The 13,058-nt window shown below is 45.4% G+C and carries 7 protein-coding genes; 5 read left to right on the forward strand and 2 right to left on the reverse strand.

Going from position 1 to position 13,058, the window contains the following annotated elements; all coding sequences use genetic code 11:
* The first annotated feature begins 7 nt into the window (after positions 1–7).
* The 4 genes from HPY31_RS07980 to HPY31_RS07995 all read left to right on the forward strand — a co-directional run bounded on the left by HPY31_RS07980 (position 8) and on the right by HPY31_RS07995 (position 10,455).
* Complete coding sequence (locus HPY31_RS07980; protein ID WP_172139964.1) at positions 8–6,016, forward strand: non-ribosomal peptide synthetase; 6,009 nt, start codon at positions 8–10, stop codon at positions 6,014–6,016.
* A gap of 26 nt (positions 6,017–6,042) precedes the next feature.
* Entirely contained in the window at positions 6,043–7,860 is a 1,818-nt protein-coding gene (asnB, locus tag HPY31_RS07985) for an asparagine synthase (glutamine-hydrolyzing) (protein ID WP_172139966.1), read from the forward strand.
* Positions 7,861–7,926: 66 nt separating this feature from the next.
* Positions 7,927–9,243: a condensation domain-containing protein gene (locus HPY31_RS07990; protein ID WP_172140636.1), complete on the forward strand. Its 1,317-nt coding sequence runs from the start codon at positions 7,927–7,929 to the stop codon at positions 9,241–9,243.
* 45 nt (positions 9,244–9,288) lie between these two features.
* Complete coding sequence (locus HPY31_RS07995) at positions 9,289–10,455, forward strand: cytochrome P450 (RefSeq protein WP_172139968.1); 1,167 nt, start codon at positions 9,289–9,291, stop codon at positions 10,453–10,455.
* Positions 10,456–10,587: 132 nt separating this feature from the next.
* Here HPY31_RS07995 and HPY31_RS08000 read toward each other — a convergent pair whose 3' ends face one another.
* Positions 10,588–10,812, reverse strand: a complete 225-nt coding sequence (locus HPY31_RS08000) for a PLDc N-terminal domain-containing protein (RefSeq protein ID WP_015892232.1) — start codon at positions 10,810–10,812, stop codon at positions 10,588–10,590.
* A gap of 196 nt (positions 10,813–11,008) precedes the next feature.
* Between HPY31_RS08000 and HPY31_RS08005 the strand changes: the two genes are divergently transcribed.
* The gene (locus HPY31_RS08005) at positions 11,009–12,082 is read left to right on the forward strand and encodes a hypothetical protein (RefSeq protein ID WP_253901735.1); all 1,074 of its coding nucleotides are present in this window, start codon (positions 11,009–11,011) and stop codon (positions 12,080–12,082) included.
* Between the two features lie 37 nt (positions 12,083–12,119).
* Here the strand turns inward: HPY31_RS08005 and HPY31_RS08010 are convergent, their stop codons facing one another.
* A complete protein-coding gene (locus tag HPY31_RS08010; protein ID WP_172139972.1) occupies positions 12,120–13,010 on the reverse strand; it encodes a LysR family transcriptional regulator in 891 nt (296 codons plus the stop codon).
* Between the last annotated feature and the right edge of the window lie 48 nt (positions 13,011–13,058).

Raw genomic sequence — 13,058 nt, forward strand, 5'->3', positions numbered from 1 at the left:
CAATCCGATGATCAACGATAAGGAATCAGCGAAATCAAGAGATGTGATACTTGCCGAGAGCAGATCGAAGCTTTCTGAGAAGAAACTGGCCTTGCTGGAGAAGCTGAAAGGCTCAAGCCTGGAGACGAAAAAGACGGGGATTCCGCGGCGTTCAAGAGAGGGCTTCGTGCCCCTCTCTTTTGCCCAGCAGAGACTATGGTTTTTAGACCAGTTGGTACCAAACAGTCCTGCTTATAATGTGGTCGCCGCCTTCTATCTATCGGGTGAGCTTCACACAAACATCATGGAGCGGTGCGTGAATGAGATCGTGAAGCGTCATGAAGCCCTGCGAACCACCTTTCAAGTCGCAAACGGAGAGCCGTATCAGCTAATTGCTCCTGCCTTGCAAATTCCTTTTCCCATCGTCGATCTGACAGAACATCCCGAGGCAAAGAGGGAGGATGAGTTTCGCCGACTTGCGAAAGAGGAAAGCTTGTATGTTTTCGATTTAACCAAGGGACCCCTGTTGCGTGTTACGTTATTCAAACTCGGCGAGGATTTGAATATTCTGCTTTTGAACGTTCACCATATCATCATTGACGGTTGGTCAGTTGGGGTGTTCTTTAGAGAAATGGTTCTGCTTTATCAGGCCTATTTGGCGGGTAAGCCTTCCCCATTGCCTGAGCTTCCGATCCAGTATGCGGATTTTTCAAGCTGGCAGCGGGAGTGGCTTCAAGGAGAAGTGTTGGAGAAACAGCTCTCTTACTGGAGAGACACTCTTGGAAAAGAAAGCAGCGTATTAGAGCTGCCAGTAGACCGTACACGACCTCCCATCCAAACGTTTCAAGGTGGGAGCCTAAAACTACAAATTCCCTCTTCCCTTTCTCATGCCATAAAAGCGCTGAGCGAGCAGGAAAATGCCACGCTGTATATGGTCATGATCACTGCGTTAAAAATATTGCTGCACCGTTACAGTGGGCAAAATGATATCCGGGTGGGAGTGCCCGTAGCAAACCGTAACCGAGTGGAAATAGAAAATTTGGTCGGTTTTTTTGTAAATACGTTGGTTCTCAAAACGGATGTTTCCGGCAATCAAAGCTTTAGGGAGCTGTTGTCACGTGTGAGAGAAACAGCGAACAGCGCATACCGACATCAGGACGTACCGTTTGAACGATTGGTGGATGAATTGCAGCCTGAGCGTAATATGAGTCAAAATCCACTATTTGAAGTCTGCTTTGTGTTGCAGAACTTTCCTATGCCGAAAAAATCGGACATGTCTGCATTAGGCTTTTCCTTGGTCAAATTTGAAGAGTTCCGTAACAACACATCCAAGTTTGACCTCTGGATTCAGGTTGTAGAAAAAGGGGATATCCTTGACCTCGACGTTGAGTTCAATTCCGATATTTTTAATGAATCGACAATCAGTCGTCTGCTAGAAAGCTTTACAATCGTGCTGGCAGGTATTGTCGCGAATCCAAACCAGCCGATTGCTGATTTGCCGATTTTGACCGCTGCTGAAGAGCAAAAGCTGTTAGTTGAATGGAACGATACGAAGACGTACTACCCAGAGCAAAATATGTGTCTTCATGAAATAATCGAAGCGCAGGCTGTCAAAACACCAGATGCGCCAGCCGTTATTTTTGAAGAGGCGCAACTCACTTACCGTGAATTGGATCAACTGGCGAATCAACTGGCGAATTTTCTCCGTAAACAGGGTGTAAGAGCGGAAACGCTTGTGGGCATTTATATGGAGCGCTCCTTGGAAATGGTCATTGGGCTATTAGGCATCCTCAAAGCAGGTGGAGCCTACGTTCCCCTAGATCCGAGCTATCCGCAAGATCGGGTGGCCTTTATGATCACGGATACGATTCCTGCTTTCCTCTTGACTGCCGAGGGGCTAAAGAACACGCTCCCTGAATACAGTGGACAACTCATTTGCCTCGATTCAGATTGGGAAACAATCAGCATGGAAAGTCTTGTGGCGCCCGCAAGCGGAGTCAACAGCGACAATTTAGCGTACATGATTTACACCTCAGGCTCTACAGGTAAGCCAAAAGGGGCGATGAATGCCCATCGCGGTATCGTCAACCGACTTTTATGGATGCAGGAACAATATCAACTGAATGAAACCGATCGGGTGATGCAAAAGACGCCTTTCAGCTTTGATGTGTCGGTATGGGAATTTTTCTGGCCGTTAATGACAGGCGCCTGCATGGTAGTAGCTCGTCCAGAAGGACACAAGGATACGACCTATCTGGCACGCCTGATCAAAAAAGAGAAAATCACCACCATGCACTTTGTTCCTTCGATGCTTCAAGTATTCCTGGAGGAGACGGAAATTAGTGGCTGCGATACGCTTCGACGCGTCATTTGCAGTGGGGAAGCCTTATCTTATTCAACGCAGGAGCGCTTTTTCGAGTGTCTCGATGCGGAATTGCACAACCTGTATGGTCCTACCGAAGCGGCGATTGATGTCACGTACTGGGCATGTCAAAAAGGAAGCAAGCTTAGATCCGTGCCGATTGGACGTCCTGTGGCAAACACCCAAATCTATCTGTTAGACGAGCACTTAAAGCCTGTGCCCGTAGGTGTCTCTGGCGAGCTGCACATCGGTGGTGTGCAACTGGCGCGCGGATACTATAACCGACCTGAGCTGACAGAAGAGAAATTCATCCCTGATCCGTTCAGCAAAAAAGAAGGGGCACGCCTTTATAAAACAGGGGACCTGGCGCGTTACCTGCCGGATGGAACCATCGAGTATTTAGGCCGAATTGATTTTATGGTCAAACTCAGAGGGTTCCGTATCGAGCTGGGTGAGATTGAAGCTGTATTAGATGAACATCCACGTGTACAAAAATCGGCTGTGATCGTACATGAATCGGAGCAGAGACCAGGGCATAAGCAGTTGGTATCTTATATCGTGCCAGATTCACAGTCCAAGGAAAAACTGAAAAAGGCAACAGAAGAAGCCCTTCCTGCGGAACAGGTATCAGAATGGCAGGATGTCTTCGATAAAGCCTATGATGATGAAAATAAATATGAGGCCGATTTCAACATCACCAGCTGGAACAGCAGCTATACAGGTGAGCCTCTTTTACCGGAAGAAATGCGTGAATGGGTCGATTCGACGGTGGATCGTATCCTTGCCCTTCAACCGAAAAAGGTACTCGAAATCGGGTGCGGTACAGGGCTGTTGTTATCTCGAATTGCGCCTCATTGTGAACAATATTGGGGAACGGATTTTTCGTCGATGGCATTGGATTATATTACTGCGAATCTGATCAACCAACGAGAGGATTTATCCAATGTCACCCTGCGTAAGAGCTATGCGGATGATTTTAGTGGGCTAAAGGGACAGAAGTTCGATGTGATCGTGCTTAACTCTGTAGTGCAGTATTTCCCGGATGCGGACTACCTGTTGGATGTGCTGAAAAAGGCTATACACACCATGAATGACAAAGGCTCCATTTTTGTCGGTGATGTTCGTAATCTTTCATTACTGCAAACCTTCCTCACTGAGGTAGAGATGGAAAAGTCACCGGCGACGCTGACCATGGATCAATTGCGGCGCCGTGTGCAGAAACGAATGAGACAAGAGCAGGAGCTGGTTATCGATCCTGCCTTTTTCTATGCGCTTCAAGAGCAGCTGCATCAAATCAGCCATGTAGAAATCAAGCTGAAGCGCGGAAGTCATCATAATGAATTAACACGCTATCGCTATGATGTGGTTCTTCATCTCGGCAAAAAAGTGCAGCCGATTGAGGACTTTTCCTGGCTGGATTGGCATGAAGAGGGACTTCAAAATATGGATGGACTTCGTCAAATCATGACCAAGTATAAACCGCAAATCTTAGGTCTTACGAATATTCCTAATCTACGGTTGGACAGGGCGAATCGATACCAGTCGTTGCTTGCTGACAAAGATGTAGCCAAAACGGTGGAAGAGCTGAGAATAGACCAAAACCTTCCAGGCATTGGAATAGACCCTGAGGAGCTTTGGAAGCTGGGTGCTGAGCTTCGATTCAGCGTAGATATCGCTTGGATGGGGGATAGAAAGGATGGCAGCTATGAAGCTGTGCTTCGACCTGAGCATTTACTAGAAAAAAGACAGCGTAACACAGTGGTCACCCCGTGGCATCGTCCAGTGAAAAACTACCAGCCGATCGAATCGTATGCGAACGATCCTTTGATAGACAGAGTTGCTCGCCAGTTCATTCCAGAGCTGCGCAGTTATTTACGGGATAAGCTGCCAGATTACATGGTTCCGTCCATCTTTGAGTTCATCAACGAAATGCCAGTGAACATGAATGGAAAATTGGATCGCAAAGCGCTTCCTACGCCGCTTATGGAAGTGCCAGAGATGGAGGGAGATTTTGTACCACCGACGACGGAGACGGAAAAAATTCTTGCCAATGTCTGGGCTGAAATATTGGGCTTGGACAAGGTTGGCATACATAATAGCTTCTTCGGATTGGGTGGCGACTCCATTCATACCATTCGAGTGGTTGCGAGAGCAAAACAACACGGTTTGGAATTGACTCCACAGCAAATTTTCCAATTCCAGACGATAGCTGAACTGGCAGAGGTTGCAGGTACGGCTTCCACCCAAAGTGCGAAAGGAACGGTAACAGTAGAGTTACCCACGCTTGATAAACATCAGCTGGATCGGATAAAAGCAGACAACCCATATATGGAGGATGTATATCCGCTGACGATCATGCAAGAGAATATGCTCTATCGATACAAACATCATCCAGAGCCCGGTTTGAATGTGGTTCATCATGCTTTTCGGATCGAGGGTGGTCCTTTCCACGTAGCTGCTTTTGAGCAGGCATGGCAGCATCTCATCCAACAATTCCCTGCCTTACGAACCTCCTTCATCTGGGAAGAGCTGGACGAACCGATGCAGATCGTGCATGAGAAAGTAGATATCCACATCAAACAGGCAGATTGGCGCGGCATTCCGGAAGAAAATCAACTGGAACAACTGCAATCCTATATTCAAAAGCTAAGACAACAAGGATTCGAGATGGGGCAAGCACCACATGCGCATCTGGCTTTGCTTCAAGTAGGAGAGGATGTCTACTACTTTATTTACGTCTTCAACCTGATGTTGCAGGACGGCTGGAGCTATACGTTGATCGTGAAGAGACTATTCGAATATTATCAAGCGTTTTCTCAAGGGAAGGCGATTGATATTTTGCCTGTATATCCTTACCGGGACTATGTTGCGTTACAAAAACAGCAGGATTTAACGGATGCCGAGCTGTTTTGGAAGAAAAATTTGAAAGGAATGACCAGCTCCATGCTTGAATGGGCGCAAGCGAGCAGGAAGAATCTTTCTGCTGACGAGCCTCCCTATTCTCAGAAAAGGTTCATCGTATCGCCAGAGGTTTCCGCGGCGCTGTTATCCTTGTCCAAGAAGTACCATCTAACGCCATATACATTGGTACAAGGAGCTTGGGCATTGCTGCTCCACCATTACAGTGGCAAGGAAGACGTTGTATTTGGAACGATTTTCTCCGGTCGTAGCATAGCGATGATGGAAGTCGAGCATTCTGTCGGGCTTTTCTTCAATATTCTGCCCATTCGCGTGAGCATTGAGCAAAACATGAGGTTCTTGTCCTGGCTCCAAAACATGCAGTCCAAGGTAGTAGAGACGAGTCAATACGAATACACGCCGTTGAAAAAAATATATGAGTGGTGCGATATTCCACGGGATCGGCTTTTGTTTGACAGCTATCTGGTAAGCGAACAGCTCCCGGATTTTTCCTCCGTGTTTAGAGGATTTCATGATGTCCTCGGTGCTACCATCTATGATTCGATCGCGCAGACAGAGCATCCATTACGTGTGGAAATCCTTTTCTATGAACAAGTGCTAGTCTTGCATATCAACTACTATCGTCGCTACTTCAACGATCAGGAAATTAGCAGTATGCTGCAGCACTTGAATGCTCTTTTAGAAGGATTGGTAGCGAATCCAGAGCAAAAGGTAAGCGAGTTAGTCCGTGCGATAACGCATCATCCCCAACACTAAATTTGCGAACAAGAGGAGAGGTTACTATGTGTGGAATTGTGGGATGGCTTGATTGGGATGACGATTTGTCATCCCAGCATGCTATTTTGCAGAAAATGGCTCAAGCGATCCAGCATCGCGGGCCAGACGAAGAGGGGTATTGGTTGTCTCCTCGGGCAGCGATTGCGCATCGGCGCCTGATCGTGATTGACCCAGAAGGTGGCAAGCAGCCCATGATCTACCGAGAAGGAGATCAGAGATGTGTCTTATCGTTCAATGGCGAAATCTACAATTATTTAGAGCTGCGCCGCCAGTTAGAGCTGCTTGGACATACTTTTCAAACCAATTCTGACACGGAAGTATTACTGCACGCTTTTTTGGAATGGAGAGAGGAATGTGTCCGTCATCTCAATGGAATTTTTGCATTCGCCATTTGGGACGAAAAAAATCATCGCTTGTTTTTAGCACGTGACCACTTAGGTGTAAAACCATTGTTTTATTGTCAACGTGGGAGCTCGTTCTTGTTTGGCTCCGAACTGAAAGCCTTGCTTGCCCATCCAAAAGTGAAGTCTGAAGTTGAAGCAGATGGGTTAGCAGATATTATTGGACTCGGTCCGGCGAGAACGCCTGGATTTGGCATTTTCCGCAATGTAAATGAGGTTCGAGCTGGACATTGTGTAACAGTCACAAAGGATCAAATCAGGACAAGACCATACTGGAAACTCGAGAGCAAGGTGCATACCGATGATTTGGATACAACGACAGAAAGGATACGTGCCCTGTTACAAGACACGGTACAGCGTCAGTTAATCTCTGACCTGCCATTGGTTAGTATGCTGTCTGGCGGTTTGGACTCTAGTGGCTTGGTCGCTTTAGCCGCTGAAGAGCTCCGTAAAAAAGGGCAGACGTTGCAAACCTATTCGGTAGATTTTGTTGACAATGATCAGCATTTTGAAGAAGGCTTGCTGCACATTAGCTTGGATGCGCCATGGGCGAAATCAGTCTCCGAGCATGTACAAACTAGACATCAAGAGATTACCTTCAACGCTCAAGATCTGATCACTCATTTTCATATGCCGTTGCGAGCGCGTGATCTCCCGGGATTAGGGGAGACAGATACCTCCCTCTATTTGTTCTGCCGGGAAATGAAGAAAAAAGCGACCGTCTCGCTATCGGGAGAATCGGCAGACGAAGTGTTTAACGGGTACCCTTGGTTTCAGAAGGAGAAATTCTTGAATTCAGGCAAATTCCCTTGGATGGAGCATGACGGGTGGAGTTCCTTTTTAAATGAAGAAGCTATCGAGAAGATTCGCCCACAAGAATATCTTCGCAGGCGGTATGAGGAAGGGATTGCAGAGGTACACCCTTTGGAAGGGGAGACAGCTCTGGAAGCTCAACAGCGTAAAATGTCGTACCTTTTTATCACTCGCTTTCTCCCGCTGCTATTGGATCGCAAGGATCGAATGAGCATGTATACGGGGTTTGAAGTACGTGTTCCCTATTGTGATTACCGCTTGGTTGAATATTTATGGAATGTCCCATGGAAAGTAAAAAATATTGATCAAATCGAAAAAGGCTTGCTTCGCAGAGCGTTCAAAGGCTATTTGCCGCAGGAAGTATTGTACCGTAACAAAAGCGCATATCCGATGACCTATCATCCAGAGTATTACCATGCGATTTTGGACCATATGAAGCAAATTCTGGCGAATCCCAATTCGCCTCTATTACCCTTGATTAAAAAGTCTGTGATCCAATTTGTACTGGATGGTAAAGCACCTATGAATCTCGCTCAATCAACCAAACTGATCGAATACCTTGTCCAAATAAATATGTGGTTAGAGGAATACAAGATTTCCATTCGATAGAAGCCCAAGGATCTGCTGATAAAAAGGACAGTCAGGATGTTTTTTAGTTGAAGGGGTGTGAAGGAAATGAATGTCAGTGAGGTAAATCAAAACATGGCAATCCCGCAACGACTGCCTGCAAACGGGAGTGACAGGTTTAATTACATGGTCAGGTATCTTTCCGATTGCCAGCTTCAAATGGTGCTGGAAATGGACGGACAGGTGAATCAACAGCGATTGCTTCAGGCGATGGAGGCAAGCACCATTGCGGAACCGATCATTGGTTGCCGTTTTATAAAAGATCCAGTCCGCCCCTATTGGGAGCGACGTAGCGATTTGGCGTCAAGCGGTTGGTGTTCCTTGCAACTTCTCAGTGAGTCCGATTCCGAAGAAAAAGCCATACAGGAGTGGCTGTCGAGCCCAATAGACATCGATGCTGATGCGATGGTCAAAATTCGCATTCTGCGTACCCCGACCAAAGATATCATTTGCATCAAACTGAATCATCTATGCAGTGATGGTGCAGGGTTGATTGAGTATGTTCACTTGTTAGCATCGCTATATAGTGCGCTTGCACAAAACCCTCGCTACGTTCCCAAATCAAACCCTGAGGGAAGGGATCAGAGCCGGTTGTTCAAGAAGATGGGTATCCCGAATGGCGGGATGCCAGAAGCTCCAGAACCCCAGGGACCAACAATTCCGTTTATGCCTGGAGAACCAGCCAAAAGAAGACAAGCCATTCGCAGAATAACGCGCGAAGAATGGCTGAAGCTGGCGCATGGATTTAAACAAAAAGGTTTTACGGTAAATGATGTGCTATTGGCTGCCTACATGCGAGCTTTATATCAACAAATGGAGGATATTCCGGCTGAGCAAATCAAAGTCATGGTGACAGTTAATGTAAGGAAATTCTTACCTGAAGGCAAGGCAGACGCGATTTACAACTTGTCTGGTGTTGTGCACGCTACTATGAATCAAGCAACAGGGACATTTGCAGATAAGGTAAAAGAAGTGGCCGAATTCATGAAGAATCAACGCGATAATATAGAAATTTTGCATGATGCAGTAAACACGTTTGCCTTTGTGGAAAATTTCGAGTTCGATCACACCTTGAAGATCATTCAGGATGTAAGAAAACAAATTGTAAAAGATGGAAAAAGTACACCAATATTATCAAATTTTGGTATGATTAGTACGAGTCAAATAATATTCGATGATGTGAAAGTCGCAGGGGCGTATATCGTCTCGCCAGCCTATTACGCACCAGGACTGATGCTTGGAGTCAGTACGTATCAAGATTGCATAACCCTCACTATTTCCTTCTTTGAATCGAATACAGATAGTGGGTTAATAGAAAAACTCCTAGATACCATGATAGAGGAAATCAAGTCGTACCGAGTATAGCAGTTTGCAGCAATTCCCTACTTATTTAAATAAGGAGTGATTGAAATGAATAAAATAGTATTCCCTAATGAAATATCTGGTGCCGAGAATCTGCAACAGCAGTTTGAACCATACGGCTGGTATGCAGAAATGAGAAAAAATAGCCCGGTCCATTACGATGAAAAGCAACAGGTTTGGAACGTATTTCTCTATACGGATGTAGAGCGTGTACTGACCGATTTTCATCTCTTTTCAAGCGATACAGGCAAACGAATCGCCGGTTCCCTCGCATTGAAAGAAAAGGGCATCACAGAGATGGACCCGCCTGATCATGGAAAAAGGAGAGCGCTTTATACAAAGGCCTTTTCAACCAGAACACTTCAGGAGTGGGAGCCGCGTATTCAAGAAATTTCACGTCATTTGCTGGAGGAAGTAAAAGAAAAGCAAAGTATCAGAATTTTAGGTGATCTTGCAACCCCGATGCCGGTGATTGTCATTGCCGATTTGCTCGGTGTACCGTCCAGTGATTGGATGCTGTTCAAACAATGGTCCGATGTTCTCATCACTTCCGGGACTCGCGAAACGTATGAGGATATTAACCTTAAAAAAGAGGAAATTATGAAGGAAATGGCTGTTTATCTCTCGCCGATCATTCAAGAAAAAAGAGAGAACCCGGCAAAAGATTTTCTCTCCGATTTAACGCAAACAGAATATAAAGGTCAAAAATTATCAGACCGCGAGATTATTGATATTGCAATTAGCTTGCTGCTCGCAGGAAATGTAACGACAAGTACGCTCTTGTTCAGTGTTTTTTACTGCTTTTTATTGGATCGACCAGGCGTATATCGGGAATTAAGAGACAATCCGGAACTGGTAGATCAAGCGATCGAGGAAGTGTTACGCTTCCGTCCACCAGCACAGGTTTTGATGCGCAAGGTTCAAGAAGATACGGATATGTTCGGAAGTCTGATGAAAAAAGGCGAAATCGTCATGGCATGGCTCGGTTCAGCCAATCGTGATGAAAATACCTTTGCACAGGGAGATCAATTCGATATCCATCGACCGAATAGCAACAAGCATTTATCCTTTGGAAAAGGCTGCCACTTATGCCTGGGAGCACCACTATCCAGACTGGAAGCAAAGGTGATGCTTACAGAAATGCTCAAGTGCTATTCTGACATCTCAATCGGCGGATTTGAGAATGATCTGATCCTCAATGTGACGAGAGACTAATCCTATTTTTTATCAAGCAGTTGAGCGGGAAGGGATTCCTGTTTGACTGCTTTTTTTTTATTTCTAAAAATCAGATGTGGAGGGATGTACGAAGAGAAAAATAAAAAAGTAAGGACAGGGAATTCCTTACTTTCAAAACTTATCTTTCCGAATCAACAAATAAACAATCAACCCAATAATCGGAAAAAACAATAAAGCAATAAGCACGATGATGGAGAACTCCTTGCTATTCCCTCGTCTCCTTGCATCACGGTATGCCCAAATGCTGATGACAATATTAATCACGTTCAAAAATAAGAGAAGAAGGACAGGAAGAAACACAAAAAAGGTAGAAGGAGCATCGCCTACACTCACCAAAGGATCACCTGCTTTTGAATGTTTTCAAGACTTTCCCAATTATATAAAAAGATGATCGAATTGTGAAATCAATTTATTCTATCCGTGTAAAAATTGGTATAATCGGAATGTATTATTTCTACTTCTTACCATTCTTGGGGGCGCTTAACCATTGAGAAAAACTTCGAATAAAAGAAAATGGCTTTCGATGCTCGGCATGATCGTATTGGTAACCGGATGTCAACAGGAACCGACCAAACCGATCACATCGGAAAACACCGGCCAAACAACAGAGACCACAGCAAAACCAAGCCCTACTCCATCCGTTACACCCAATCAAGAAACGGAGAAAGAACCAACACCCGAACCAATTCCATCCTCTAGCCCAAACACAACAGTCCCTACCAACCAACCAGTGGAAGAACAACGAAAAGAACCTCTGTCTCCTTATCAAGTACTCTACAAAATCCGTGAAATAGAAAAGGTGAAAGGGGGAACATATCAGGGGGAGTGGAAGGAGGATGAATACACGTTTTACCTACCCGACAAGGACGAGGAGCGCCGAAACGCCCGCTACTATGAAAGTTCGACTCATCATGTAAAAGTATATGGAAAAGATGGCTTCACGTATTACTATAATCTTGTTGATCCCGCTACTTATCCACAGACAACCTTGGAGGCCGAAAGTATACAGGTGAGTCCGGAAACATGGCAGCAAATGGACAAGATCGAGCAGAAGCTGTATACAGGCGAGGATACCTTTCACGCCAAATGGTCGCCGAACTTTCAAGCAGTTGCCTATTATAAGGGAACGACCGAAGAAGGTCAGGCATACATTTGGAAGGTTGGCAACGATTCACCCTCCCCAATAAAAGAGGCAGTCATTGACCGCTATTTCTTTTCATGGTCTCCCGATTCTGAGTATCTCCTATTGGATACGGGAACGAGCAGACATCGCGGCGGACAAATCTATCAGGTAGCAAACGATAAAATGAGTGAGCCCTTCTCTTATATTTTCCAATTCCGTTTCTCACCAGATTCGAAATGGGCAGCATTTTCTTTATTAAGTGGGAAAGTTGCGAAAGAAAAATACGGGATGGAAGACGAAGAGACAGAAGACATATGGCTGTATGATTTGGCTACCATGAAGCAGAAAAAGCTGCTTCAAGCCGATGATCATACGGACTATTTCCCACTCGAATGGAAGAGTGAAACCGAGCTCCTCTACTGGAAGAAAGATTATCAGAAGAATACAGAAGAAGAGTTAACGGTGACGATTCCTAAGAGTTAGTAACCCAACACCCTCTATGTGATGTAGAGGGTATTGGCTATGTCTTGGATGGAAACTTCCCCCGAACCTCCTCTAGAAAAGCCTGCATCGCCGGGGCCAAATAACGATTTTTCAAGTATGCCAAATAAACCGTCCGCTCCAACGCAGGGGAATCAATCGTTTTCCGAACAAGCGAAGCATCTGTTGATCCAGACAAATAGTTCTCTGGAATAATCGTAACCCCCAGATTCTCTCTCACTAACGTCAACGCAGTTTCAAAGCGCTCAATCTCAAATTTGATTTGCGGGTTGACTTGTTCAAACGAAAAGGCTGTTAAAATATCCTCCCTCGTCTGAAATCCCTCTGTACTAATGATGAATGGCTCATTAGCCAAGTCTTTCAAGCGAACGGATTCCTTTTCCGCCAGCGCATGATCCTTGTGTAGCACCAGCATTAAGCGCTCATCGTACAGAGGAAAGGATTCGATATCGTCTTCATCGATGAATTGGTTGGTTATGAGCAAGTGCGTATGATACTTCCGCAGTGATTCCTTTACAGCTTTCCCGCTCAGCACCTCGATTAGCTTGATGTTAATAGAGGGAAAACGCCCCTGATATCCGCGAATGACTTTTGGAATCCAATGCTTCACGGACTCAATGATGCCGATGATGAGATCGCCGCTCCCAGTCAGCTTCACTTCTTCCATCTCTTTTTTCAGCATGTTCATTTGGGAAAGAAGCAGCAACGATTTCTGATACAAGATTTTACCAGCATCCGTAAGCTCCATTTTTCTCGTGTTTCTCTCGAGCAGCGGAGAGCCCACTTCTTGCTCCAGATTTTTGATCGCATTACTTAAGGAAGGCTGTGAAATATGCAGTTTTTGTGCGGCTTTGGAGTAGCTCAACTGATCGCAAACTGTCACAAAATAGTGCAAATGTTTAATATCCAACTGGATCGCCTACCCTTATTTATAGCTTAAAGCTATCAATTTATTTAA

Source organism: Brevibacillus sp. HB1.3 (assembly GCF_013186635.1).
In the GTDB taxonomy this organism is placed as follows: domain Bacteria; phylum Bacillota; class Bacilli; order Brevibacillales; family Brevibacillaceae; genus Brevibacillus; species Brevibacillus brevis_D.